Annotated in this window: 28 protein-coding genes, 2 tRNA genes and 1 pseudogene; 16 read left to right on the top strand and 15 right to left on the bottom strand. The window is 65.1% G+C overall.

Features of this window, described 5'->3' with window-relative positions:
- Window positions 1-40 precede the first annotated feature (40 nt).
- A complete protein-coding gene (gene nadA, locus AB2M62_RS11570; protein WP_404333879.1) occupies window positions 41-1,084 on the top strand; it encodes a quinolinate synthase NadA in 1,044 nt (347 codons plus the stop codon).
- 3 nt (window positions 1,085-1,087) lie between these two features.
- Here the strand turns inward: nadA and AB2M62_RS11565 are convergent, their stop codons facing one another.
- From AB2M62_RS11565 to AB2M62_RS11555, 3 genes are all read right to left on the bottom strand, one after another.
- Window positions 1,088-1,684 carry a hypothetical protein gene (locus AB2M62_RS11565; protein WP_404333877.1) on the bottom strand — a complete coding sequence of 199 codons (597 nt, stop codon included), beginning with the start codon at window positions 1,682-1,684 and terminating at the stop codon, window positions 1,088-1,090.
- 51 nt (window positions 1,685-1,735) lie between these two features.
- On the bottom strand, window positions 1,736-2,110 hold the full coding sequence (locus AB2M62_RS11560; RefSeq protein ID WP_404333875.1) for a Dabb family protein: 375 nt from the start codon (window positions 2,108-2,110) through the stop codon (window positions 1,736-1,738).
- A gap of 61 nt (window positions 2,111-2,171) precedes the next feature.
- Window positions 2,172-3,179, bottom strand: coding sequence for a phytanoyl-CoA dioxygenase family protein (locus AB2M62_RS11555; RefSeq protein WP_404333874.1), 1,008 nt, complete (start codon window positions 3,177-3,179; stop codon window positions 2,172-2,174).
- 60 nt (window positions 3,180-3,239) lie between these two features.
- On the opposite strand from AB2M62_RS11555, the gene nadC reads away from it, so the two are divergent.
- Entirely contained in the window at window positions 3,240-4,085 is an 846-nt protein-coding gene (gene nadC, locus AB2M62_RS11550; protein ID WP_404333872.1) for a carboxylating nicotinate-nucleotide diphosphorylase, read from the top strand.
- 6 nt (window positions 4,086-4,091) lie between these two features.
- Here the strand turns inward: nadC and AB2M62_RS11545 are convergent, their stop codons facing one another.
- Both AB2M62_RS11545 and AB2M62_RS11540 read right to left on the bottom strand, forming a co-directional pair.
- Window positions 4,092-4,493, bottom strand: a complete 402-nt coding sequence (locus AB2M62_RS11545; RefSeq protein WP_404333870.1) for a DUF4112 domain-containing protein — start codon at window positions 4,491-4,493, stop codon at window positions 4,092-4,094.
- A 24-nt stretch (window positions 4,494-4,517) separates the two neighbouring features.
- Window positions 4,518-5,984, bottom strand: a complete 1,467-nt coding sequence (locus AB2M62_RS11540) for an ABC transporter substrate-binding protein (RefSeq protein WP_404333868.1) — start codon at window positions 5,982-5,984, stop codon at window positions 4,518-4,520.
- A 132-nt stretch (window positions 5,985-6,116) separates the two neighbouring features.
- On the opposite strand from AB2M62_RS11540, the gene AB2M62_RS11535 reads away from it, so the two are divergent.
- Entirely contained in the window at window positions 6,117-6,341 is a 225-nt protein-coding gene (locus AB2M62_RS11535; protein ID WP_404333866.1) for a hypothetical protein, read from the top strand.
- Between the two features lie 30 nt (window positions 6,342-6,371).
- Here AB2M62_RS11535 and AB2M62_RS11530 read toward each other — a convergent pair.
- From AB2M62_RS11530 to rpsA, 3 genes are all read right to left on the bottom strand, one after another.
- Window positions 6,372-6,457: transfer RNA gene (locus AB2M62_RS11530), tRNA-OTHER, on the bottom strand.
- Window positions 6,458-6,550: 93 nt separating this feature from the next.
- On the bottom strand, window positions 6,551-6,829 hold the full coding sequence (locus AB2M62_RS11525) for an integration host factor subunit beta (RefSeq protein WP_404333865.1): 279 nt from the start codon (window positions 6,827-6,829) through the stop codon (window positions 6,551-6,553).
- A gap of 163 nt (window positions 6,830-6,992) precedes the next feature.
- Window positions 6,993-8,705 carry a 30S ribosomal protein S1 gene (gene rpsA / locus AB2M62_RS11520; protein WP_404333863.1) on the bottom strand — a complete coding sequence of 571 codons (1,713 nt, stop codon included), beginning with the start codon at window positions 8,703-8,705 and terminating at the stop codon, window positions 6,993-6,995.
- Window positions 8,706-9,016: 311 nt separating this feature from the next.
- Between rpsA and AB2M62_RS11515 the strand changes: the two genes are divergently transcribed.
- Complete coding sequence (locus AB2M62_RS11515) at window positions 9,017-9,298, top strand: hypothetical protein (RefSeq protein ID WP_404333862.1); 282 nt, start codon at window positions 9,017-9,019, stop codon at window positions 9,296-9,298.
- Window positions 9,299-9,306: 8 nt separating this feature from the next.
- Here AB2M62_RS11515 and cmk read toward each other — a convergent pair whose 3' ends face one another.
- Both cmk and aroA read right to left on the bottom strand, forming a co-directional pair.
- Entirely contained in the window at window positions 9,307-9,939 is a 633-nt protein-coding gene (gene cmk, locus AB2M62_RS11510) for a (d)CMP kinase (protein ID WP_404333861.1), read from the bottom strand.
- A gap of 13 nt (window positions 9,940-9,952) precedes the next feature.
- Window positions 9,953-11,278, bottom strand: a complete 1,326-nt coding sequence (gene aroA / locus AB2M62_RS11505; protein ID WP_404333859.1) for a 3-phosphoshikimate 1-carboxyvinyltransferase — start codon at window positions 11,276-11,278, stop codon at window positions 9,953-9,955.
- A 101-nt stretch (window positions 11,279-11,379) separates the two neighbouring features.
- On the opposite strand from aroA, the gene AB2M62_RS11500 reads away from it, so the two are divergent.
- Complete coding sequence (locus AB2M62_RS11500) at window positions 11,380-11,697, top strand: TIGR02300 family protein (protein WP_404333857.1); 318 nt, start codon at window positions 11,380-11,382, stop codon at window positions 11,695-11,697.
- A gap of 96 nt (window positions 11,698-11,793) precedes the next feature.
- Window positions 11,794-11,869, top strand: a tRNA-Ala gene (locus AB2M62_RS11495).
- A 271-nt stretch (window positions 11,870-12,140) separates the two neighbouring features.
- Here AB2M62_RS11495 and AB2M62_RS11490 read toward each other — a convergent pair.
- Complete coding sequence (locus AB2M62_RS11490; RefSeq protein WP_404333855.1) at window positions 12,141-12,437, bottom strand: hypothetical protein; 297 nt, start codon at window positions 12,435-12,437, stop codon at window positions 12,141-12,143.
- Window positions 12,438-12,565: 128 nt separating this feature from the next.
- On the bottom strand, window positions 12,566-13,087 hold the full coding sequence (locus AB2M62_RS11485; RefSeq protein WP_404333854.1) for an SOS response-associated peptidase family protein: 522 nt from the start codon (window positions 13,085-13,087) through the stop codon (window positions 12,566-12,568).
- A 49-nt stretch (window positions 13,088-13,136) separates the two neighbouring features.
- Here AB2M62_RS11485 and AB2M62_RS11480 point away from each other — a divergent pair, with 49 nt between their 5' ends.
- The 5 genes from AB2M62_RS11480 (at window position 13,137) to AB2M62_RS11460 (ending at window position 18,698) form a co-directional block, all read left to right on the top strand.
- Window positions 13,137-13,769, top strand: coding sequence for an SOS response-associated peptidase (locus AB2M62_RS11480; RefSeq protein ID WP_404333853.1), 633 nt, complete (start codon window positions 13,137-13,139; stop codon window positions 13,767-13,769).
- Window positions 13,770-13,783: 14 nt separating this feature from the next.
- On the top strand, window positions 13,784-14,194 hold the full coding sequence (locus AB2M62_RS11475; RefSeq protein ID WP_404339914.1) for a DUF1810 domain-containing protein: 411 nt from the start codon (window positions 13,784-13,786) through the stop codon (window positions 14,192-14,194).
- 249 nt (window positions 14,195-14,443) lie between these two features.
- Window positions 14,444-15,124 (top strand): protein ImuA, encoded by a 681-nt coding sequence (locus AB2M62_RS11470; protein ID WP_404333851.1) that lies wholly within the window; start codon window positions 14,444-14,446, stop codon window positions 15,122-15,124.
- A 12-nt stretch (window positions 15,125-15,136) separates the two neighbouring features.
- Window positions 15,137-16,309: a Y-family DNA polymerase gene (locus AB2M62_RS11465; RefSeq protein ID WP_404333849.1), complete on the top strand. Its 1,173-nt coding sequence runs from the start codon at window positions 15,137-15,139 to the stop codon at window positions 16,307-16,309.
- 157 nt (window positions 16,310-16,466) lie between these two features.
- A complete protein-coding gene (locus tag AB2M62_RS11460; RefSeq protein ID WP_404333847.1) occupies window positions 16,467-18,698 on the top strand; it encodes a hypothetical protein in 2,232 nt (743 codons plus the stop codon).
- 183 nt (window positions 18,699-18,881) lie between these two features.
- On the opposite strand, the pseudogene AB2M62_RS11455 reads toward AB2M62_RS11460, so the two are convergent.
- Window positions 18,882-19,180, bottom strand: a pseudogene (locus tag AB2M62_RS11455) (plasmid stabilization protein).
- A gap of 128 nt (window positions 19,181-19,308) precedes the next feature.
- On the opposite strand from AB2M62_RS11455, the gene AB2M62_RS11450 reads away from it, so the two are divergent.
- The 4 genes from AB2M62_RS11450 (at window position 19,309) to AB2M62_RS11435 (ending at window position 22,506) form a co-directional block, all read left to right on the top strand.
- Window positions 19,309-20,091, top strand: coding sequence for an SDR family oxidoreductase (locus AB2M62_RS11450; protein WP_404333846.1), 783 nt, complete (start codon window positions 19,309-19,311; stop codon window positions 20,089-20,091).
- Window positions 20,088-21,260 (top strand): glycosidase, encoded by a 1,173-nt coding sequence (locus AB2M62_RS11445; protein WP_404333844.1) that lies wholly within the window; start codon window positions 20,088-20,090, stop codon window positions 21,258-21,260. The genes AB2M62_RS11450 and AB2M62_RS11445 overlap by 4 nt, the downstream gene beginning before the upstream one ends.
- Before the next feature lie 476 nt (window positions 21,261-21,736).
- Window positions 21,737-22,099 carry a hypothetical protein gene (locus AB2M62_RS11440; protein ID WP_404333843.1) on the top strand — a complete coding sequence of 121 codons (363 nt, stop codon included), beginning with the start codon at window positions 21,737-21,739 and terminating at the stop codon, window positions 22,097-22,099.
- A complete protein-coding gene (locus AB2M62_RS11435) occupies window positions 22,096-22,506 on the top strand; it encodes a hypothetical protein (RefSeq protein WP_404333841.1) in 411 nt (136 codons plus the stop codon). The genes AB2M62_RS11440 and AB2M62_RS11435 overlap by 4 nt, the downstream gene beginning before the upstream one ends.
- 289 nt (window positions 22,507-22,795) lie before the next feature.
- On the opposite strand, the gene AB2M62_RS11430 is transcribed toward AB2M62_RS11435, so the two are convergent.
- Together AB2M62_RS11430 and AB2M62_RS11425 are read right to left on the bottom strand one after the other, a co-directional pair.
- Complete coding sequence (locus AB2M62_RS11430) at window positions 22,796-23,545, bottom strand: EAL domain-containing protein (protein ID WP_404333839.1); 750 nt, start codon at window positions 23,543-23,545, stop codon at window positions 22,796-22,798.
- Between the two features lie 201 nt (window positions 23,546-23,746).
- On the bottom strand, window positions 23,747-23,929 hold the full coding sequence (locus AB2M62_RS11425) for a hypothetical protein (protein WP_404333837.1): 183 nt from the start codon (window positions 23,927-23,929) through the stop codon (window positions 23,747-23,749).
- A 610-nt stretch (window positions 23,930-24,539) separates the two neighbouring features.
- Here AB2M62_RS11425 and AB2M62_RS11420 point away from each other — a divergent pair.
- A complete protein-coding gene (locus AB2M62_RS11420; RefSeq protein ID WP_404333836.1) occupies window positions 24,540-24,734 on the top strand; it encodes a hypothetical protein in 195 nt (64 codons plus the stop codon).
- Window positions 24,735-24,886: the final 152 nt, after the last annotated feature.

Below are 24,886 nucleotides of genomic sequence, written 5' to 3'. Positions count from 1 at the left end.
CATTTGGGCCTCACAGGTTTCTAAGAGGCTCGACGAAAAGATGGACGCACGCGTATCGAACGGGGCCGGCGGACTCAGCGGCAATCTCGCCGGGCTCGATCTCCGCGCCGAGATCGATCGGCTGCGCAAGGAGCGCAATGCGGTCATCCTTGCGCATTACTACCAGAAGCCCGAATTGCAGGACCTGGCCGATTTCGTCGGCGACAGCCTCGATCTCTCGCGCAAGGCGGCCGAGACCGATGCCGACGTCATCGCGTTCTGCGGCGTACGCTTCATGGCCGAGACCGCCAAGATCCTCTCGCCCGACAAGATCGTGGTGCTGCCCGACATGAACGCAGGTTGCTCGCTCGAAGACAGCTGCCCGCCGGATCAGTTCGCCGCGTTCCGCGCCCAGCATCCCGCTCACATCGCGCTGACCTACATCAACTGTTCGGTCGAAGTGAAGGCGCTGAGCGACATCATCGTCACCAGCTCGTCGGCCGAGAAGATCCTCAGCCAGATTCCGCCCGAGCAAAAGATCATCTTCGGGCCCGATCGCAATCTCGGCGGCTATCTCACGCGCACACTGGGGCGCGAAATGCTGCTCTGGCCGGGCGTATGCATCGTGCACGAGGCGTTTTCGGAAACCGAGCTGCTCAAGCTCAAGGCGCAGCATCCCGGCGCTCCCATCGCCGCGCATCCCGAATGCCCGCCGCACATCCTCGACCATGCCGATTATGTCGGCTCGACGCGCGGCATCCTCGATTTTGCCAAGAGCTTCCCGGGCGACACGCTGATCGTCGCGACCGAGCCGCACATCATCCACCAGATGGAAAAGGCGTTGCCCGAGAAGCAGTTCATCGGTGCACCCGGCGCCGACGGCAACTGTAACTGCAACATCTGCCCGTACATGGCGCTCAACAATATGGAGAAGCTCTACCTCGCGCTGCGCGACCTCAATCCGCGGATCGAGATCGAGGAAGGCATGCGCCTCAAGGCCAAGAACAGCCTCGATCGTATGCTGGAGATGGCGAGTGCCACGGTGGGGCAGGGCGATCTCGGCCCGGTGCCGGCAGTCGGCGGCGATCCGAAAAAGGGCGATTGACGCCTAGAGCAGGTAGACCACGACATAGCGCGCGACGAGGCCGAGCATCACCAGCCGGCACCAGCGCTCGCCGCGAACGAGCATGGCGGCGACCATGAGCAGCACGAGGATCATGGTCATCGCCAGCGGCAGCGGGCGCAGCAGATGCGGCGCGAGCTTGGGCAGGCTCGCATACCAGCCGAGCTGGCAGACGAGCAGCACGAACATCACGCCGATCACGACGCGGCGCACCCGGAAGAAATGGGCGTCGAAGTCGCGATCGTCGGCGTCGCGTGGAAAGACCAGGCGGGCGGCCAGATAATAGGCGCTGGCAAAGCCAGTGACCGCGACCAGCGCGCGTCCAGAGACGCCCACAGCGTCGCGGACTACCCAGGCCGCCTGCCAAAAGGACAGCAAGTCGAGCATCACGAACGCGCCGAGCAGGGGCGTCAGCCACCCGACATGGACCGTCGAAGCGGGGCGCAGCCGCGCCTCGATCGCATGCGCCAGGCCGCCCAGCACCTCGGTCAGCGACAGGCCGAGCAGCAGCCCGAACAGCGAAAAGATGAATTCGAAATCCGACATGCGGCCCCCCGCGCCGATGCGTAGCGCAATGGCCATGCCGGTCAAATATCCGAGCGCGGCCCCGTACGCGCTTTCAGGCCGCAGGCGCTAGACGGTCACCATGTCGTACACGATCACCTTCGCCCACAAATGCCCGCACTTCGCGACGAAATCCTTGTGCGCGGGATGGTCCTGATAAGCCTTCTGGTCGGCGACAGTGTCGAACACCAGCATCTCGGACACGTGGAAGCTCGAATCGACCACGTCGCGCTGTTCGGTGGACGCCGGTATGCCGACATGCAGGCTGCGGACGACCTCGACCTTGGCGAGCCCGCGCACCCCGCCGATGAGCTGCTCGCGATCTGCCATCGACTCCGGGTTCTTCAGCCAGAAGAAGACGTGATGGACGATCTTGCCGCCGGTCGGCGCGGCAGCGGCGCTGTCGGCCGCCACCGCAGCGGCGCCCAGAGTGACGGTCTTCATGGCATCCCTGCGGTTGATCGACATGGGGTCTTCTCGTCCTTGGATAGGTCTGCGCCCGGCATCAGCGCCACACATCCTGTATCATCATGTCGGGCGAATACAGGTTCACATATTGCACCAGCCGCGGCAATCGCGCGCGGTTGGGGCTGGCGCCATGGGGGAGGTCCTGGCGCCAAATCACCAGATCGCCGGCACCGGCCGCGACACGCGTCGCCTCCGCACTGAGGTCGACTTCGCGGGCGTTCGCATCACCGATTTCGTTAAGCCAGGCGTCGATGCGGTGGTGGAAGCCGGGGACTAACTCGAGCGCGCCCTGATCCTCGGCGGTGTCGGTGAGGTACAGCACGCCCTGCGTCGCAAAGGGTATCGGCCGGGTGAGGCTGACGTCCCAATGGAGCCTCGGCGCGCGAAAGGCGTGGTGCTCGCGTTCGGGCGGGTTGAACCCCACGCGGTCGACCGTCGACCACAAGTTGCTGGTGCCCCAGAGCTGGGCGAAGGCCTTGTGCACGCGCGCCGATCGCCGCGCCGGCTCCAGCGCGGGATGCTGGAAAAGCTGGACCATGATCCCCTGGTTGCGCGGGGCGCCATACCAGCTGTCAGGGTCGTCGGGATGCGCGCCGTTTGCCTTCCAGACCAGTGCCGCTGCCGCTTCCGCCGCGGACGGCGTGATCGCGCCGCGGAGGATCACGAAGCCATGCACGTCCCAATAAGTGAGATCGTCGGCGTCGAGCACCGGGGGCATGGCGTCGATCGCCGCCAGCCCATCGCGGACGGCGGCGGGGAGCGGCCATCCCGCCAGCGTTGCCTCATAGCGCGCGAGCATCAGTGGATCCGGGCGGCCCGCGATCGCCAGAATCCACTCCAGAAACGCCGCATAATCGGGCAGGTCGGTCGCGAGATAGGTCAGCGTCTGCTCCAACCCGAGCCCCAGCGCGTCGAGCAGGATCTTGTCGCCCATGTCGCGCCGCGTGCCGATGGGCACGCGCCTAGTATGCACTTGCCACAGACGGTACAGGCCCGTGGCGTCGATCGAAGGGGTGGCATCGGCCATCGCCGCAGACTGCGTCACGCGCGCCCGATCCGCAAACGCTCTGTTCCTTTGCCCTTCGCCCGCCGCTAAAGCCTAGCCATGCCCTTCACCCTCGATCGCTTCGATCTGTCCGCCTTCGTCGCCGCCACGCTTGCCGAGGATCTCGGCGACGGTGGCGACATCACCTCCGCGGCGGTGATCCCCGCGGATGCCGTCTTCGCAGGCGCGATGGACAGCCGTGACGCGATCACCGTGGCCGGGCTGGGGATCGCCGAAGCGTTCTTCCGCGCGCTCGACCCCGAAGTGGCGATCGAGTGCCTGGTCGAGGATGGCGACCAGGTGGCACCCGGCACCGACCTGCTGCGGCTGAAGGGGCGCGCCCGCGCGCTACTTACCGCCGAGCGATCGGCGCTCAACACAGTGCAGCATCTCTCGGGCATCGCGACGCTTACTCGCCGCTATGTCGATGCCATTGCCGACACGGGCGCGATCCTGCTCGATACGCGGAAAACGATCCCGGGCCTGCGGGTGCTGGAGAAATACGCAACGCGGATGGGCGGCGCGCAAAACCATCGCATGGGGCTGTGGGACGCCGCGATGATCAAGGACAACCATGTCGGCGTCGCCGGCTCGATCGGCGAGGCGGTCCGGCGCGCGGTGGCGGCGGGGATCGCGCGGATCATCGTCGAAGTCGATCGGATCGATCAGATCGCACCCGCGCTCGATGCCGGCGCCACGCATCTGCTGCTCGACAATATGGCGCCGGCGCAGCTCAGCGAGGCGGTGGCGCTGGTGGGCGGGCGCGTGCCGACCGAGGCATCCGGCGGCGTGCGGCTCGATACGATCCGTGCGATCGCCGAGACCGGGGTGACCTATATCAGCGTCGGGCGGCTCACTCAGTCGGCGCCTGCCGCGGACATCGGGTTGGATTTCGCCGCGGCCTGATCCGGTTCAGGGCTGGACGATCGTCACAGACGCGGGATGGTGCTTGTCGAGGTGGCGCTTGATGATCTTGAGATTGCGCGAGTTCGAGCGGAAGAACAGATCCGGGATCGCGCCGACCCAGGGGATCAGCCCCAGCGCCCAGTCGAAGCCGACATTGCCCGCCATCCGCGCGATCTGCGTTTTGGACATGCCGAGGTTGCGCGCTTCCCAGGCCATATAAAGCCCCATGCCCGCGGCGACCGTGGTGCCGATGCCCGGGATGAGATCAAGGATCACGTCGAGGCCGAAAGTCTGTTTGGTGCCCGGGATTACCAGGCTGCGCTCAAGCAGCTTTTCCATCGCCTCGATCCGGGTGCGTACCGCGGCTGCATCGCGCCCGAGCGGAATGCCGAGCGGGGTCGATGTCATCCGAGTTGCTTTCGCCACAACCACTTACTCCGTCTCGTTACGCAAATGGTTCAACGGATGCCATCCGCGCGTGTTCCGCTGCCAGGCGCCGAGGCGGAGTGCCGCGACCGACCAGCGCAGGGGTTGTGCGATAGGTATGTACGCCGCGTCGGCGGTCAATGCCGCGTCGGCTTCGGCGATGCGCTGCGCTCGCGCGGCGAGATCGGGCGCCTCGCGGCCAGCGGCGATCAGCGCAGCCGCCTCGTCGGAGCAGGCGACGCAGGCAGTCTGCACGAACCAGCGCCCGCTGTCATAGGGGGCGGTGGCGTCGATGAGGCGCAGCTCGGCGCGGTCGCGCGGCCCGACGCGCTGCGGCTCGATGCCGATCGCGATCAGCGAGGCGGCGATATGCGCAAAGGCTAGCCGTCCGCCGGGGCCGTTCGGCAGTGCGATGCGGACAACCAGCGGCTCCCCTTGGGTGCGCGTCCACACCGCCACGCGGTTGCGCGCCAGGGCGCGTCGGGCGTCTGGCGCCAGCGTCGCCCAGTCGGGCCGGGCAGGGGGGGCCGCCGAATCGAGCTGATTGGGAAGCAGCGTCTCGACCGGCGCCCAATCGGGAAGGATCGCAGTCACTGCAGCGCGATCGATCGCCATCGAGAGCGCGGCACGGTTCTGCGCGTCGGCGAGAAAGCCTTCGCGCGCGGTCACCACCAGCCCGAACAGTCCGAGCGGCTGCTCGACCTGGATATTGGGCTGCGCGATGCCCGCCTGGAGCAGGATCGGCCAATCGTCGAAGCTGCCGCCCAGCACGAGATCGGAGCGCGCGGCGCGGAAGCGCGCAATTGCCAGGCCCGCGCGCTCGCCGCGCAGCTGGACCTGCTCCTCCGGGCGCGCCGGATCGCGGTCGTCGGGGTGAAGCGGATCTTCTCCGGGGGTGAGAAACATCCAGCCGTCCCGCGCCTCGCGCACCCGGAAGGGGCCGCTGCCATCGAGTGTGCGCGCGCGGAACACCGCGAGTTCGGGCTGCGCGAAGAGCTTGAGCAAGTCCGGTCGCGGTCGTTTCAAGCGCACTTCGATCACCTGCGGGGTCATCTCGACGATTTCGTCGATCACCGCGAGAAACGGCGCCAGCGCATTGCGGCTGCCCGGCGCGGCGGCGCGGCGCAACACCCGCACGACTTCGCTGGCAGTCACCGGTTGGCCGTCGGGCCAGCTCGCTTCGCGCAGCCGGAAGATATAGCTGCGCCCGTCGTCGATCACGATCCAGCGTTCGGCCAAAGCGGGTTCGACCTGACCCGCGGCATCGAAGCGGACCAGCCCCTGCGCGGTCGCACCCAGGACGATGCGTTCGGCAGCGTCGAGCGGCCCGTCGCTGGGATCGGCCAATTTGGCGCCTCCCCCGATGGCGCTCACCACTACCGCAACGTTGTCCTTGCGCGTGCCCTGGCCACCACCGCACCCTCCGGCCGCCAAGGCGGCCGCGATCGGCAAAGTGACAAGAAAGGGCTTCATCGGCGCTCCTGCTGGCGAGCCTTTGGTCTATGATCCGCAAGCGCTGCTGCCAACCCCATCAAACTGCGTTCGGGAACCCGAACGGGCGCGGGACGGTTCTACCCCGCGGGTCGGACCTGAAGGAGAAACCCCATGCGTATTCTTGGTAAGGTGGCTGTTGCCACAGCGGCTCTTTCACTATCCGTGGCGCCGGCACTGGCCTCGTCCGCCTCGAAGCTTTCCCTGCGCGCCTCGACCACGTCTGAGCATGATTCCGACGCGGCACCGGGTGCGATCATTGGCATCATCGGCGTCGCTGCCATCGTGGCGGGCGGCATCATCATCGCAACCGATGACGACGATCCCGATAGCAACTGATCGGAAGGCTATCGATAGACGCTGAGGCCTTGGTGCGGACGGCGGGACTCGAACCCGCACGCCCCGAGGGGCAGAAGATTTAAGTCTCCGGCGTCTACCGGTTCCGCCACGTCCGCACGCGGATAGGCGAAGCGCATGGTGTCAGCGCCGTCAAGCGGTGCCGAACCAGCGCTTTCGCTAAAACTATCGATTTCTTGAGATACGCGGGCTCAGACGTTGAGGCGGGTGCGCATTTCCTTGCCCGGCTTGAAATAGGGAACCCGCTTGGGCTCGACCTCGACCGTTTCGCCGGTACGGGGATTGCGGCCGGTGCGGCCATCGCGTGCGCGGGTGGAGAAAGCGCCGAAGCCACGGAGCTCGACGCGGCCATCCTCGGTGAGGCGGCCCACAATCTCGTCGAAAAAGACCGACACGATCTTCTCGACTTCACGGACCGACAGGCCCGGATTTTCGTCAACAAGCAATTGTACGAGTTCCGAGCGGATCATCCGCGCCCTCCCTTTTCGTCCGGGAAAAGCGATTCCCCCGGCGCCTGGCCCTGGCGAAACCCTAGCGCCGTTGCCCGACGCGCTTCAACCGGAAGATGATAGGAACCACGTAAATAATTGCAGGAAATGGGGAAGCGGCGCCGCCGCTTCCCCAAAGCCGAGATCAGTTCTTCTCGTTGCGGGCCTTGAGGGCCTCGCCGAGAATGTCGCCCAGCGACGCGCCCGAATTGGACGAGCCATATTGCTGAACGGCCTGCTTCTCTTCGGCGATCTGCATCGCCTTGACCGAGAAGGTAGGCTTTTTCGAACGATCGAAGCCGGTGACCATCGCGTCGAACTTCTGGCCGACCTGGAAACGCTCCGGACGCTGCTCGTCGCGGTCGCGGCCGAGATCGGTGCGCTTGATGAAGCCGGTCGCGCCGTCTTCGCCGACCTGGACTTCGAGGCCCGCATCGCGAACTTCGAGAACCGAGACGGTGACGACTGCGTTCTTGTTGAGGCGGTCCGCCGAACCCGCTGCGCCCGCAGCAGCAACGCCGCCACGCTCGAGCTGCTTCATGCCGAGGCTGATGCGCTCCTTGTCGGGCTCGATCGCCAGAACGATCGCCTTAACGGTCTCGCCCTTGCGATGGAGGTTGAGCGCGTCTTCACCCGAAATGCCCCAAGCGATGTCGGACATGTGGACCATGCCATCGACGTCGCCATCGAGGCCGATGAACAGGCCGAACTCGGTGGCGTTCTTGACTTCGCCTTCGACTTCCGAGCCAACCGGGTGCTGCTCGGCAAAGGCTTCCCACGGATTGGCGATCGCCTGCTTGAGACCCAGCGAGATGCGACGCTTTTCCTGATCGACCTCGAGGACGACGACTTCGACTTCCTGCGAAGTCGAGACGATCTTGCCCGGATGGACGTTCTTCTTGGTCCAGCTCATCTCCGAAACGTGGACCAGGCCTTCGATCCCCGGCTCGAGCTCGACGAACGCACCGTATTCGGTGATGTTGGTCACGCGGCCCGACAGCTTGGCACCCAGCGGGTACTTGGCGGCGGCGCCATCCCACGGATCGCTCTCGAGCTGCTTCATGCCGAGGCTGATGCGCTGGGTGTCGCGGTTGATCCGGATGATCTGCACCTTCACCGTGTCACCGATGTTGAGCACTTCGCTCGGATGGTTGACGCGCTTGTAGCTGAGATCGGTGACGTGGAGCAGGCCGTCGATGCCGCCGAGGTCGACGAACGCACCGTAGTCGGTGATATTCTTGACGACGCCGTCGATCACCTGGCCTTCGGCCAGCGACTGGATCAGCCCCGAGCGCTGCTCGGCGCGGGTTTCCTCGAGCACCGCGCGACGCGACACGACGATGTTGCCGCGCTTGCGGTCCATCTTGAGGATCTGGAAGGGCTGCGGGATGTCCATCAGCGGGGTGACGTCGCGCACCGGACGGATATCGACCTGCGAGCCGGGGAGGAAGGCAACGGCGCCCGAAAGGTCGACGGTGAAGCCGCCCTTGACGCGGCCGAAGATGACGCCCTCGACGCGGTTGTTCTGTGCGAATTCGGCTTCGAGCTTGTCCCAGGCGGCTTCGCGGCGGGCGCGGTCGCGGCTGAGCATCGCTTCGCCGTTCGCGTTCTCGACGCGGTCGACATAGACTTCGACTTCGTCGCCGACCTTGAGCTCGGCCTTCTGGCCGGGAGCAGCGAATTCGCGCAGCGGCACGCGGCCTTCGGACTTGAGGCCGACGTCGATGACGGCGAGGTCGTTTTCGATCGCGGTGACGGTGCCGATCACGACACGGCCTTCAAAGCCGTCTGCCTGACCGAGGGTCTGATCGAGAAGTGCCGCGAAATCGTCGCGGCTGGGGTTTGCCGTAGTGGCCATAAAGGGTTGATTCCTAGACTGTTTTTTCCGGCCAGCCGGTTGTATCCGGCGGTCTTAAGGGCCGAAATTGCCGCGGAGGCCGAATACCTTTCGCGGCATCCGGCGGACGACGGCAAGCGGAGGAAGTCTAGACGCGGTAGATGCGAATATAGCGCGCATGGGATACACCCGGCGCCTTCCTCCGCGAGCAGACGCTCGCTGGACGCGCGGCCCATAGCGCTTGGCGTGCCTGCTGGCAAGCTGGCTGCTCGCTATTCCCTAGCGACTTGCGCGGAGCTAGGGCGGCCCATCGCCATTAGCTTCGAGGATCCATGGACTATCACAACCAACGCTTTGAGGGCGTCACCGTTACGCTCGACGGCAACAGCTACACCGATTGCGCGTTCGAGGAGGTGATCTTCCACTATTCGGGCGGTCCGCTCGACATGGCAAATTGCAAGATGGATCGCTTCGCCTTCCAGTTCGGCGGCGATCTCGCGAACGGGCTCAACAACCTCTACCAACTGTTTGGAACCGACGGGATGCTGGCCATCCTCCGCGGTTTCACCGAACCGCATCACGGGGAGGTCGTGCTCAACCCGCCGGCAAGCTGAGCGGCGCTTCAGCCCTGCGGCGCGAGGCGGCGCTCCTCGACCAACGCGATCGCGCGCTGGACCGCGGCATCGATCGACAGGAAGCTCGTGTCGAGCGCCACGGCATCGTCGGCCTGACGCATCGGCGCATCGCTGCGCTTCGAATCGCGCTCGTCACGGGCCCGGATGTCGGCGAGCACCTTGTCGAGGCTGGGATTGAGCCCGGCCTTGCGCAGTTCGAGGTGGCGGCGCTGGGCGCGGATCGTCGGCGTCGCCTTGACGAACAGCTTCACCTCGGCTTCCGGCGCGATCACCGTCCCGATGTCGCGCCCGTCGAGCACGGCGCCGCCAGGTTGGTGCGCGAACGTCTTTTGCCGCGCCAACAACGCGGCGCGGACCGGCGGGTGCGCCGAGACCACCGAGGCGGCCTTGCCGACCTCGTCGGTGCGCAGCCAGGCATCGGCCAGCACCGCATCGTCGAACCCGCAGGCGCGGACGGCATCGGCTTCGCTGGCGGGATCGCCATCGCTGCGCAGCACCGTCGCGGCGACGGCGCGGTAGAGCAGGCCGGTGTCGAGATGCGGCAGACCGTAATGGCGCGCGAGTGCCCGGGCGATGGTGCCCTTGCCCGAAGCGGCGGGTCCGTCGACGGCGATGATCATGCTGCGCTCGATACTAAAGCTGGAGACCGGATAGGGTCTCGAAGAAATCGGGATAGCTGGTCGCGACCGGCGCGACGTCGTCGATCGTGATCGGCTGCGCGGCGGCAAGCCCGGCGATGGTCATGCTCATCGCGATGCGGTGGTCGAGCAGCGTCGCGACCGATCCGCCGCCCGGCAGCGCCCCGCCGCCCGAGCCCTGGATCGCGAGCCCGTCCTCAAACTCCTCGGTGGCCACGCCCGCGGCCTCCAGCGCCGCGCGCATCGCCGCGATCCGGTCCAATTCCTTGACGCGCAGCTCGTGCGCGCCGCGTGCCACGGTGCGGCCCTCGGCCATCGCTGCGGCGACGAACAGGATCGGATATTCGTCGATCATGCTCGGGGCGAGCTCGGCGGGCACTTCGATCGCCTTGAGCGGCGCGTGGCGCACGACGAGGTCGGCGACAGTCTCGCCGCCCACTTCGCGCACATCGGCTTCGGTGATGTCGGCGCCCATCATCCGCAGCGCGGTGATCAGCCCGGTCCGCGTCGGATTGAGACAGACATTGGCGATTTGGATCTCGGAGCCGGGCACGATCGACGCCGCGACCATCCAGAAGCCGGCGGAGGACGGGTCCCCCGGGACCACGATCTGCTGCGGCTTGAGCTCGGCCTCGCCGGAAATCGAGATGATCTTGCCCTGGGGCAACTCTTCGACCGTGATCTCGGCGCCGAACCCGCGCAGCATCCGTTCGCTATGGTCGCGCGTCGGCACCGGCTCGATCACGCACGTGATCCCAGGCGTATTGAGCCCCGCGAGCAGCACCGCCGACTTGACCTGCGCCGAGGCGACGGGAAGCGTATATTCGATCGGCACCGCCGGCACGAGTCCGCGCACCATCAGCGGCAGCTTGCCGCCGGGCGAGGCGGTGATGTCGGCGCCCATCTTGCCGAGCGGCTCGATCACTCGGCCCATCGGGCGCGAGGAGAGCGAAGCATCGCCGACAAAAGTCGCGCTGATCGCATGGGAGGCGACCAGGCCCATCAGCAGCCGGGTCGAGGTGCCCGAATTGCCCATGTCGAGCGCCTGGGCGGGCTGGAGCAGCCCGCCGACGCCGACGCCGTGGACGCGCCACACGCCGTCGTCGCCGCGCTCGATCTGCGCACCCATCGCGCGCATCGCGGCTGCGGTGGCCAGCACATCCTCGCCTTCGAGCAGCCCTTCGATTCGGCTCTCGCCCACGGCCAGGCTGGCAAACATCAGCGAACGATGGCTGATCGACTTATCGCCGGGAACGCGGACGGTACCGCGCAGCGGACCGCGCGCGGAGACGGTAAGGGGGCGGGGCTGGGCATGCGACATTGCGCGCGGCTTTGACAGCCGCCTTGCGCCATGGCAAGGCGCCCCCCACTTTTCGGGACAACTCCTGAAATCACGAAATTTTGAAAGGCAAGAGGCAACACATGGTGAAGCCGGAATGGGGCACCAAGCGCGCGTGTCCGAAGTGCGGGACGCGCTTCTACGATCTGGGCAAGGATGATCCCGTCACGTGCATCAACTGCGCGGTGACGTTCAACCCCGAGCCGATCCTCAAATCGAAGCAGCCGCTGCCCTTCGAGGCGGCGAAGGTTGCCGACAAGCCCGAGACCGCGGATTCGGATCTGGGGGATGAAGATCTGGACATTGCCGAGGACGAAGAGCCGTCGCCCGACGACGATGTCGATCTGGGCGGTGACGACGATCTCGGCGTCGAGACCAGCGGCGACGACGACGAGCAATAAGTTTCGGCAATAAAATTCGGGAAAGTGGCGAGGACGTCAAAAGCGTCCTTGCCAAACCCTCGGGGCCCTTCTAATGGGCCCTCCTCCAGACGGAATGGGGCCGTAGCTCAGCTGGGAGAGCGCTGCAATGGCATTGCAGAGGTCAGGGGTTCGATCCCCCTCGGCTCCACCATTTCCCCTTGATTTGGTTGGATAAATTCCGACGAAATCATCCCATCCTAATTCCCGTCCTAATTTTGTGCAGAAAATTTTTTCTGCGACCTCGCGCGCGCGGTTACCCGCGGCGGACCTGTCAAAGGTACATTTGAGAGGTGATTTGGCGGATAGGACGCTGCCAGCGCCCCAGCCCGTGAACGCCTGGCCCCAAAACGACCTCGACTTATGAATCCGCGTGGGTCCGGGTCTCCGCAGGTCTCGCCTGTGATCCCTCACATGGGCCGAATCTACCAGGGCAGATCTTCGATGAAGAGGATCATCTCCTGAAACGCCGCGCCTTCGAAACCAATACCGTTGTCCGTCTCGATTAGAGGGTTGCGCACCGCCGCTTCCATGACCGCTTCCGGATTGGACTGGCGATGGGGATCATGCGAGACGGTCCACTTCGCAAGCCCGGTAATGCGTGCGTGCAGCGCCGCGCCCGCCATTACCTCATCGGCGAAGCCGGCGTCCTTGGCGTAGGCCTGAAGCACCTGCGCTTGGGCGCGCGGATCCTCGCGATGCTCAGCGGGAAGCAACGTCAATATCTCCAGCGATGCAGCTAGCTGCCCTACCGACAGCGGGACTGCATTCAGGCAATCTGTCGCGCTAGCGAATGATCCGGAAGCGGCAGGGACGGGTGAAGACTGCGAAAACATCGATCTATCCTCGCTTACAGGGCCAGGCGCCGCTGACGATCTTCGAGCCCGCGCGGGCCCACTTCCTCCACGAGGAAGCTGCGCGGAGGCCGAGCAACAAGCAGTTCCCCTTCCGATTGGGTCAGGTCGAGCCAGGCCATGTTCTGCCGTCGAAGCAGAACGGCACCATGACGCTCCTGGTAGAAGAACACATCCGGATTGGCCTGTAGGGTTATAACGGCATAGGCGATGTCCTTATCGCCCGAGGAGGGCTGCCATACCCCGGCGAAGAAGAAGTGATTTCCATCCTCCAGCACCACCCGGAACTTGCGTTCGCCATTAGTGACCTGGAATTCGCTCATGGGGATCAGGCATCGCTGGTGCGCAAAAGTTTTTCCCTCGCCGCGGATGAAACGACGCGAATTGTCACCTGGAATGCGGCCATCAAGGCCCCACGCCGCGCTGATCAACTGAGGAATTCCGGTTATTGGGTTGCGCCGGATTATAGCTCTGCGGCTACCAAGGGGCGCATCCGATTCGAAGGGCATCGCTTCCATGTTGAGAACATAATGCGAACGAACAGCTCATGCAAATCTGGAGAACAGGATGTGCAATGACTATCGGCTCGAGGTTAGCATCGCCTCGATCATGGAGGACTTCGAGGAGCTCGAGATCGCCATCGACGTGCCGGAAGGCACGCCAAATGTCCAAGCGCGCAGCGACATCATGATCACGGACGTTGCCCCGATCGTTCGAAGCGCAGGAGCGAGCGGAGGCGAACTGGTCAATCGGCGATGGAGTTGGCCGGGTGCACATGGCAAACCAGTGTATAACTTTCGTGCTGACGGCCGCGAGTTCCGCTCGAAGCGCTGTCTCATCCTCGCCGACGGGTTCTACGAGTTCACCAAACCCAAGGATCCTAAGCAGAAGCGCAAGGACAAATGGCTGTTCACCTTTGCGGGTCGCTCCTGGTTCTGCATCGCGGGCATCTGGCGCGAGAGCCCGGTCGGCGAGGCCTTCTCGATGCTGACGTTAGAGCCCGGCAACGACGTCGCGCCCTATCACGACCGGGGCATTGTCGTTCTACCGCCGGATCGTTGGGCGCAGTGGCTGAATGGCGACGTACCTGCGCAGGACGTATTGGGAATCCTCCCGACGGGAAGCTTAGAAGTGACGCAGGTAATTGCACCGACCGAGGCGCCGGCCCTAGCTGGGCCGGTCCAGAGGGAATTGCTTTGAGCGACGTCGGATCGATGTCGCTGGAACGCTTCGTCGAGGCCCAGGCGCCAGCCTACGCAACTGCTATTGCGGAAATCCGACGCGGTGCGAAGCGCTCGCACTGGATGTGGTTTGTCTTCCCGCAGCTTCGCGGACTTGGCCGCAGCGAGACCGCACAGTTTTTCGGGGTAGATGGCCGGGAGGAAGCCGCCGCCTATCTTGACCACCCGTTGCTCGGGCCACGCTACGTGGCATGCGTTGAAGCATTGCAGGACCTTGCGCTCAGCGATCCGGAAACGGTGTTCGGAGCGGTCGATGCGATGAAGCTCCGGTCATCGCTGACGCTATTCGAGGCTGTTAGGCCGAACCCACTTTTCGCCGCTGCGATCGAGCGATGGTTCGGTGGCGATCGGGATCGCCACACCTTGTCGATCCTCGGCCGCTGACCACGTCCGAGTTGAGCCGCGCGTCTTATTCGGCGACTTCCACGGCGGCACGGTAGGCGTCCAAGGTACGTGTGGAGTACACGATCGCGGCGCCGGCGCTGACGCCAACGGAGACACTCAGCGCTTCGGCAAGCTCGCTTTCCGTTGCGCCCTGATTTCGCGCGGCGTCCGACAGACCCGATGACGGCCCTTGACGAATCAGTAGCTTGAGCGGAACATAATGGGAACGAACGAGTCGTTGAATCCCTTATGCAAACTGAAGCCGCCTTTGCCGAGACCGATCGCGCACGCCTGCTCGCCGAGCTGAAGGCGCGTGTCGCCGTGTCGGTGGCAACCGGTGCGCCGTTGCTGCCGTTCGGGATCGACGCAATCGATACCCGGCTTGCCCATGGCGGGCTGGATGGCGGCGGGCTCCACGAAGTGGCGGCAGCGTCGCCTACGCTGGGCGACGATGCCGCCGCGACGCTGTTCACTGCGGGAGCGGCGGCGCGCTTCGCGGCGGAGCCCAATGCGAGCGTTGCCTGGGCGCTAACGCGCTTCGACCTCTATGCGCCTGGTCTCGAGCAGGCAGGACTGGCACCGGGTAAACTCCTCTATTGTGAAGGCAGGGACGAGGTGATGGCGCTTGCGCTGGCCGAGGACTGTCTGCGCGATGGCAGCTTTGCCGCGGTCGTCGCGGAGGTGAAGGCGGCGGATCAGACGGCGACGCGCCGGCTCCAGCTGGCTGCGGCGGACGGCCGCACCCCGTTGCTCCTGCTACGCCGCTGGGCACGCAAGGCTCGCGACCCGCTCGAATTCCCTCGGCTGCCTGCACGCGCTGGCGGATCCGATGCACTCCCTCGGTATCGCTGGGGCACCCCGGCGTCGGACGAAGCTGCTGGTCGGTCGATCTTGTTCGCCAACGTGGCGGCAATCCATTCTCTCTCATAGTCGAGGCCTGCGATGGCAAGGGTCGCCTCGCTCTACCTGCCCCAGCTCGCGATCGAGCGGTTGCGGCAGGCAGAGCGATCAGCCGCGCCGCCTGAGCGGCCCTGGTCTTCGGCACCAATCCTGCCGCCGGCTGTCGATGACGACCCCGGCGCGTGCTCGGTGCCGCGCGGTGGCGGCTGGCGACCTGGCGCGCGCTGGGCGCAGGGCGGGGCACTCGGGCGTGACAAGGATGCCGAGGCTGCCCAGATCGGCCGGCTGCCGGCGCACCAGCGGCCGCCGATGCGCGAGCTGGGGCGGCGATCCGAGGTCGCCGAACATCCGTTTCGCGCCATGCCCTCCGATGAAGGCGGGCGCGCCGCCACGCCGATCGCGCCGGCGCGCTGGCCCCTGTGGGGACGCCCGACGGCGCTGATTGAGCGGACCGGGCAGCGCGAAGTGGTGACGGCCGCCTGTCCTGTAGCGCTGGCGCTAGACCTCGTGCCCGGAATGGCCGCGGCGCATGGGCGGGCACTCGTCGCCGATCTGGATGTGCGGGAGGCCGATGCCGCGGCCGACCAGGCTTGGCTCGGCCGGCTGGCGCTGCATGCCGTCGGCTACTGGACGCCGGTCGCCAGCGCGTCTGGAACCGATGGCTTGTGGCTGGACATGACAGGTTCCAGCCATCTCTTCGGCGGCGAGGCGCGCTTCTGCCGGCGGGTGCTGCGCTTCCTGGCGCGCATCGGTTTCACGGCCCGTATTGCAGTGGCCGGTACGCCCGGTGCCGCGCACGCGCTCGCGCGCTTCAGCGGCGAGGTGGTCACCCTCCTGCCGCCCGGCAAGGAGGTGGCAGCGCTTTCCGGACTTCCCGTCGCCGCGCTCCGGCTCGAGTCCCAGGCACTGGCGGCCGCTGCGCGCTTTGGCCTCGAACGCGTCGGGGATTTGCTCCCTATGCCGCGCGGGCCGCTGGCGCGGCGACTTGGCCTGGGAGCAATCGCTCGTCTCGACCAGGCGCTGGGCCGGGCCGCCGAGCCGATCATGCCGGTCATTCCCTTCGAGGCGCCCGAAGTCTCGCGGCGGCTGCTCGAGCCCATTGGAACGCCGGAAGCGATCGCGCAGTTGATCGCGGATCTCGTCGACGACCTAGTCGCCGTGCTGCAGCGGCGTGGGCTCGGGGTACGCGCCGCAGCCCACCGATTAAGGGGCTAAAATCGCTCAGGAACTCTCCCCGCGCACTCGAGTTTTTGCGCCAGTTCGAACCTGAAGCGGGAGGACTCGACGTGAATGCCTATGCTGATAATCACGCCCAACCGCATGGACATCAGGCGGAAGCGCGTGCCTGTGCCCTCGGGCATGGGAGCTGACGATGCACGGACGTACCAAATCGAAGAGCGCAACGACCGCCGGGGTCTCGCCGGGCGCGGTGCTGTTGCGCGAGGAACTGCAGAATGGCTCGATGCGCGAACTCGCGAGCCTAACCCTCGGTGAGCGGCACATCGCGATCTGTGCGGGCCATGATGCCTTCTGGGTGATCGTACGCAGGCCCGACCGCGGCGGCATCGCGATGCGGGCCGCCTTCTGCCCTGCAGGCTATACCGACGTCCGCGAGGTTCGCGCGAGGCCGGGCGAGGCCGCGCGCATCGAGATCGCCAGCCCGATCGGAACCCACCGCGTGGCTATTAGACTAAAGGAAGATGCCACACCCATCCTGAGAGTGGCCACCAGCCTCGAAGCCAAGGTGCCGCTACTTACCTCCTTCGTGCCGCGCGATCTCTATCCGCTCGACCGGCAGGACGATCCGATGGGCGCGGTGGGCGAGGTCGAGGCGGCGCAACGCGGGTTCAACACGGGAGCGATCTACTTCCGCCTTACTGAGCCCGATTTCGGCAGCGTTCTCTATTGCCAGGATCTGACCACGCTGAACCGCTATTTCGCCGCGACCGACACGAAGCCCGATGGTGCGGTGGGCGGCGTGTGGCCCGAGATCGGCTATTTGCTGCCGACACCCCCGCAGCGCGGTACGCCCCCTGTAGATCCCCTGCCAGTGGGTGAAGAGGTGCTGCTCTCCGACGCCTGCATTGCCTTCCACGACGACAGCGGCGGCGACGAGCAGGAGATGGCGCGGCGCTATCTGCTACTCCTCGGCGCGGTTTTTGGTCAGGTTCAGCAGCCGAGCATCGAGTATCGCGACTGGGTCGATCGGGCCGCCCGGGCGCTCAAGGACTTGGCGGACTCACCAAAGGCGACGATCCGCCACTATGGGCATCGCTACATCCATCCCTACACTGCCGCCGAATACCCAAACTCTATGGTCCAGCTCTCGGTGCTGAGCGCGATCCGGGACTATGAGGTCTGGTCGGGCGAGAAGGCGGAGATCGGAGCCGAGCTCGCCGCGGGACTGAGCAAATTCTACGACCCCAAACTCAAGACGATCCGGCGCTATCTCCCCAATGTGGGCAAAGACAAGGACAAGAACGCCGTCGACAGCTGGTATCTCTATCATCCGCTGATGCAGCTTGGCCGGCTTGCGGTGGATGGCGACCAGCAGGCGTTGCGGCTCTTCAAGAAGTCGGTCGGGTTCGGCATCCGCGCTGCACACCATTTCAGGTACAAATGGCCCATCCAGTACGACATCCGTGATTTCAGCGTCATAACCGAGGCTCGGAACGACGATGGTCTGGGCCAAACCGATGTCGGCGGCATCTACGCCTATGTCATGCTGCAGGCATTCGAGCTTACCGACGACAAGACGTATCTGGACGAGGCCCGCGCTGCGATCGACGCGGCCGCGGGGATGCGCTTCGAGCTCAATTACCAGGCCAACCTTACCGCCTGCGGCGCGGCTGCCTGTATCCGGCTTTGGCGGATCACCAACGAGATGACCTATCTCTGCCAAAGCTATGTCTATCTCGCGAGCTTCTTCCACAACACCGCAATGTGGGAGTCCGAGATCGGGCACGCCCGGCACTATCGCAACTTCCTGGGCGTCACCGCGCTGCACGATGCACCCTACATGGCGATGTACGAGTGCTTCGACAGCTTCGCGGCGTTCGAGCGCTATCTCAAGGACAGCGGCCCCGATCTCGAGCCGGCCGTGCGCCTGCTGCTCTCGGAATATTGCCGCTACGCGCTGGACCGCGCCTGGTTCTACTATCCGGACGCCTTGCCTGACGATGCGATTGCTCAGAAGCAGCGCGAGCCCAATGGCCATATCGACCATACGCTCTCCTTCCCGGTAGAGGACCTTTATGTCGACGGCCAGCAGGCCGGGCAGGTCGGGCAGGAAATCTATGGCGCAGGCTCTGCTTTCGTCTTCGCCAGTCGCGCATTTCACCGCGTGGAGGGCGCGCCGTTCCGGCTATTCTGCGATCACTTCCTGCAGGCGATGGACCGTCCGGGCGAGCGGGCGTTGCGCTTCCAGCTGGGGGGCGCTTCAGGACGCGAGGCGCGGCTGAGCCTGGTTCGCACAGCGCGCGCGAAGCTGCCGTCCTTCACCGTCAGCGCCGCGGATGGGCAGCCGCTTGGCGTCCATCACGCGACCGCGGAGCGGATCGATTATTATGTGCCGGCCGACGGGACGATTTCGCTGCTCTGGTAGTCAGGCTTCAGTCGTCGCCTCGAGGCGCTGCGCATAGGCCTCTGCCAGACGACGATGGGCAAGGCTACGCCCGGGTCGAGCGCCTGCTCGGCAAGCGCCCGCTCGCGTTCGGCACGCATGGCCCAGTATCGGCGGTCCGCATCCTTATCGCTGTGGTGAGTCCAGGGATCAGTCATCGCGACCTCAATGTGCACGCGCCTTGCGACGGCGCGTTTCCCAGCCCTTCTTGGCGGCAGCCGAACGCTTTGCGACGCTCTGCGAACTGCCGCTTTTCTCGCCACCCTTGCGCGCGCTGTCATGGTTCTCGGCCTTGCCCCGTCCCGACCCGGATTGCTTTCCGCCGCCGGATTCCTTGTTCACCGTGGCCCAGGCGCGGCTTCGGCTTCCTTCTTGGGCGTACCGCGATCCTCATAGCCTTCCTCGATATGGGCGGATTTGCGCCTCTGCTTGTCGGTATAGCTGCTCTTGTCGCCTTGGGGCATGACAACTCTCCCGATTGTAAGTGACTGCGAAAACGCTGTTTCCCCACGCAGGTTTCTACGCTTGCCCCGGATTCGGGCGGGAACCTGATCGGCCAGTTTTGGTTCGTGCCGGGAAGGAGAGCTACCCTATGTCCGAACCCGCCGAACCGACTGCCCGCAACCTTGCCGATGCACATACCGAGATGCCCGGTCTGAAAGGGCGGAAGGCGATCATCACCGGCGGCACGACCGGCATCGGGCGTGCGATCGCCGTGCTGCTCGCCTCCGAAGGCGTCGATGTCTTTGTCTGCGGGCGTGACCCGCAGCACCTGCAGGACGCGCTGACGCGGATCCGCGAAGTCGGCAAGGGCGAGGGCATCAGCCTTGATCTGGCCGACCCGGATGCGGTCGACGGCTTCGTGCAGGCCGCGAAGGACTATTTCGGCGATTTCGATATCGCTATCGTCAACGCCGCGATCCCCGCCAAGGGCCTCACCACAATGAGCGCCGAAGAGCTGCGCTATGCCATCGCGGTCGATTTCACGGCCTATCTGACAACCGCCTATGCCGCGGCGGATGTGATGAAGGACCATGGCGACATCGTCTTCATCGGCTCGGTCTCTGCCCATCTGCTCGGCGCTGAAGGCAGCGTCTATGCAGGCATGAAGGCCGGCATCGCCGGCTTCGCAGAAGCCGTACGCAAAGAGTTGGCGCCCAAGGGCATCAAGGTCTGCAATATCGAGCCGGCAAAGACCGGTGCCGATTTCCAGTATCAAAGCTTCACCGCCGAGGAGCAGGCGGAAGAGAACCGCAAGGAGACGATGCTGCGCGCCGAGGACATCGCGGTGGGCGTGCACTATGTCCTGACCCAGCCACGGCGCGCGGTGGTCCAGCAGATCTCGATCGCTCCGCGTGCGCGAGGTGAGGAATGACCGAATTCGCCATCGACCGTCTCGTCCTCGGCCCTGATGACATCGACCTGTCCCGCTCGCCGCTGGCGGGGCATTTCGATGCGGAAACCTATGTCCTCGGTGCATTCAACCCGGCGCTGACCCGGCTTCCGAATGGCAATCTCGCCATCTTCGTGCGCGTCGCCGAAGCGCTGCGCCACCCGATCGTCGATGGGCACATCCATGCGATCCGATGGGAGGCCGGCGACGAGCCGGAGGGCGATCGCGCGCGCCCGGGACGCTACGTCCTCGATCCCTGGCCGCTCGAGCTTGTCGATACCGGCGATCCGCGGAAATTCCTCATTCGAGGCGGGCGCTGGAAGGTCATGGCGCTGACCTCACTTTCCTGGATCCTGCCGGTGGAACTGACGCCGGACGGGCTGGAGATCGTAGAGATCCATTACGATAAGGCGATCGCGCCTGAGGGCAACTTCCAATGCTACGGCGTCGAGGATGCGCGCGTCTCCAAGGTGGGAGACCGCTGGCTGATGACGACCTGCTCGGTGAGCCCGGAGCGGCATTCCACCACGCTCTACACCTCGGACAACGGCCTGGACTTCACGTTCGAGGACATGGTGCTCGATCACCAGAACAAGGACATGCTGATTTTCGAAGGGCTGATCGACGGCACCTATTGGGCGCAGACCCGGCCGCTCGGTGATCTCTACTTCACCTATCCCCCGGGCAGCGAGTGGCGCGGCGGTCCGTCCATCAACCTCGCGACCTCGCCCGATGCGCTGCACTGGAAACCGCATCGCATACCCGGAATTCGCCCGCACGCGGCGACGATCGCCACGGCGCGAATGGGCGGGGGCACGCCGCCCATCCTGACCGACGAGGGCTGGCTCACACTTTGGCACGGCGTCGAGCCCAAGGAGCTTGTCGGCATCTATCGAACCTACTGGTCGATCCTCGACCGCGACGATCCCGCGAGCGTGATCCGGTCGGAACACGTGCCGCTGCTTGAGGCCGCGCCAGAGCTGACCCGGCCGCTCGAAGACAAGATGTACGTCTGGGATGTCATATTCACGACCGGAATCGTCGATGCAGGCGATCATTATGTCGTGGCGTCAGGCGAGGCCGATCTGGCATGCAGGATCACGCACATTCCGAAAACCAGGTTCGCCGCGGGCAATTCAGCCAGCGGTTGAGGCGAGACCCGACCCGGGCAAAGTTGAGAGGGGCCCGGCGCAGACATGCACTGGCTCACCCTCGCCGCACCGACACGCACATAAATCAGGCTCGAGGTACTGGCAGGGTCTTCGGGCTACCGAGAGCCGCGCTTGAGCAGACGGACGCGCCCTGCGTCAGACGCATACGGCGTCAATCGGGCCGGCCCGTCGTTCGGACCTTGGGCCGGCACTGCGGGCACCTGGGAGAGTCTCGTCAGCAGGAGCGGGATGTTGTCGATGATGAACGTGTCCACGGGCTCTGTCCAACAGGTGCGCAAGGCACTCGAGATTATTGCCCTTCGCTCGGCCAGTGCTGTGGCACTGCCCTTCTCGCCAGTCATGACGGTCTGCATTTCCACCCCGGAATGAAGTAAGCCAGTCCATGCCACCGGGGGGAGGGGCGCGAACTGGCTTCTGCAAAATGAAACGCTGCGCCGAAAAGCTGGTTCCGCGAATTGATCGACTTTGATCTCGCCGAAGCGCAGAAGGACGGCGTTGTCGAGAAGCTCGACGCCGTTGTCGATGTAGTCCGTGGTTTTGCCACCTCGGCCGAGCAGGAATTTGGCGGTTTTGCGGGCGGCGCGGTCAATAGCGGCGCCGATCGCATCGAAAGCCTCGCTTCGAGCCTGCGCGAGCAAAGCGTCGAAGACATCGTCGACGGAACGCGTTCGGTAATCGCCCGTCATCCGGTCGTCGCGATCGGCGCGGCATCCGTCATCGGGCTCGTCGCAGGCCGTATTGCCAAGGCCGGTCTTGCGCAGGCGGCAGCCGGCGCGGCACAGTCCCGGCGGGCGCACCAGACGGAGAAGGCCGCATGAGCGAACCTAAATCCGGCGAGCAGACCAAAGCGGTTGCGCGTAAGAGTGCGCCTGCAGGCGCCCACCCGAGCACCCCGAGCCAGGGGAAGGGTACGCGCGATCCGCGCGCGACATCCGGTCGACTGGGCCGAGCGATCGACCATGTTTCCGCCCATCCGCTTACGGCGGTGGCCGGGGCAATGGCGGTGAGCGCCGGCATCGCATTTCTGCTTCCCACCACCAAACGAGAGACCGAAGTTATGGGGGAGGTCGCCGACACGCTGGGCGACGTCGCGCGCGACGCCGCAGACGGCGTCGTCGCTGCGGGCCGTGCCCAGGTCGAAGGGCTTGCACAAACCGCACTTGCCGGTGTGGGTGGCGCGGTCCTCCAGGCCGTCACTGCCAACGGCGATACGAACGTCGGCTGAAAAGCTGGCAGGTTGAAGGGTGGCCGCCGTGGTGGCCACCTTTCTCCGCGAAGCCGTCGAAAGCCGGCGCCGCCAGTTCGGTTTCCGAGGAGCTCGGCTGCAATCCCGCGGAGGATATCGGTTAACCGAGCGCTGCCCCGAGCTTGATTATTCGCTCTTGTCCGACCGCCTCGGCATGCGCGAACCTTCTTCGAGCTGAACATTTGCACCGGTCCGGCGGCCGTCCTCGGCGACGGCTGTGCCGTCGACGGTATCTGCGACGCCAACTCGGAAAGGACCGGCATTCCGGTCAGCCGGCGCAATTGCTGCCGGCGTGGGATTCAGCCGTGCCGGCGACCAACGCCGGCGGGGTCTCCACGATGACCGGCGGCAGCGCCTCGAACGCCGGCTTGGCGAAATAGAAGCCCTGGATATAGCGCACACCGATCGTCCGCAGCGCGTCGAGCTCGCCTTCGGTCTCGATGCCTTCGGCGATGACCGTGACCCCGAGCGCGGTGCACATCTTCACCACGCCGTCGACGATCATCCGGCGGGGCAGGCTGGCGTCGAGGCCGCGGATCAGCTCCATGTCGAGTTTGATGATGTCGGGCTGGAACCGCGCGAGCAGGTTCAGCCCGGCATGACCCGCCCCGAAATCGTCGAGCGCGGTGCCGAAGCCCATCTTCTGATAGGTGGCGATGATGTTCGAGACATGATCGGGATCCTGCATCTCCTCATTCTCCGTGAACTCGAAGATCAGCCGCTCGGCCGGAAAGCTGGTAGCTTTTGCGGTCTTGAGCGTGAGCCGGATGCACGCGGCGGGCGAATAGACGGCGTTGGGCAGGAAGTTGATCGACAGCCGCGCTCCGGACTCGATCAGCCCGGCCTTGGCCGCAACCTCGATCGCTTTGACGCGGCATTGCTGGTCGAAGGCATAGCGGTTCTCGGGCGTGACGCGGGAGAGGACGCTGGCGGCACTCTCGCCTGCCGGTCCTCGGACCAGTGCCTCATAGGCGAAGGCTCTGCCTTCGACGACGTCGACGATTGGCTGAAACGCCATCGAGAACTCGAAATCGAGATCTTCGCCGTTGCGGCAGCCGGTGCATGCCTGGCGAGTGGAGCGGGAGGGAGTAAGCGGCGCCATGCCACGATAAGTGGCTGAGACGGATTAAGATTCCTTATTTACCGCCTTGAAGTTCTGCCGAGGTGCGTCGTTGGACGGTGTCCCGCCACGACTTTGACGTGGCGGGACAGGCTCGTCTTATTGGTAGCCGCCTTCCTTGCGTTGCTCGGCGGCTTCCTCCTGGACCTCCTCCATATCGGCGGCGTCCTCTTCCTCGGGGCCATCTTCGAGAGTCGTCTCGGACGTGCTGCCCCGATCCTGGGGAAGCTCGTTCTGGTCGTTCTCGAAACCGGGTTCTTCGTTCTGCGGGGTGGTCGCCATGGTCATCCTCTCCTTGGACGACCTCAACGAATCGCTCCGGGCTAAGATGCGGGAGTTCAACAATAAATTCTGGTCTGGCGAATCCGCCGAAAGCGGCTGGCGTCCCTTTGGGCAGAGGTTGAGAGCATCCCCAGGGGGGTGTGATTTTGTGTTCGACGCGGTAGCGCTGGTTTAAGGGGGGGCTGCCCGCTGCGCGGGCACTGCGGCTCTATCGGCGCTGTGCGCCGACCGAGCTCCAGCTGCGCTGGATCTCTGCCCTGGCGGGTAACGATCCGCTGCCGGGGGAGGGGGAGAGGTCAGGGGCGGCGGGGATGGCAACTGTGCGCCCCAGTTGCGGTCATTCGGGCTGATTGTGCCAGATCTCAAACCGGTCGTTCAGAAGAACGATCGGACGACGGCTCCAGTCTTGACGCTGGCAGTATCGAGCTGGACCGCCGTTATGCTGCAGCGTCGAAATGTAGGCAGATTCTGAAGCCAGCCTCTGTGGTGTGCCGCAAGCCTGAAAGCCGTCATTCGTTCAGCGGTGATTGGATGACAGCTATTGGGGCGTAAGCGAACGGTTTCCCGGTCGGGCGGCCAGACACCCTGCGGCTTTCCAAATTTCCCAGGTATGGCCGAACGGGTCGACAATCCGGCCTATCAACCAACCATGGGCGGGTTCGACCGTCCCGGCATCTGTGGCGCCAAGCGCAGCCTCGAAGCGGCTTCAACGGTTCAACAGCGCACGCGTCAGGAGCGACGGCACGTCTTCGAAGATGACAGAAACATGCTGAAAACGGGCCGGAATCGGGAAATCTACCTATAATCCCTCACGGGGGGCGAACGCTTCTGGTTCAGTGTCGGTGTGGTGATCGAAGCGTCGATGTGGCGCGTCGTTGGCAGCGCCATGCCTCGCGACCAATCCTCGATTGCGAGGCCTTTTGCAGTCGCTCTCCCAACAAACCGCGCCGGCGAAGG

This window comes from Sphingomonas sp. MMS12-HWE2-04 (assembly GCF_044881185.1).
Taxonomy (GTDB): domain Bacteria; phylum Pseudomonadota; class Alphaproteobacteria; order Sphingomonadales; family Sphingomonadaceae; genus Sphingomonas.
This window is presented reverse-complemented; position numbering and strand designations above follow the sequence as displayed.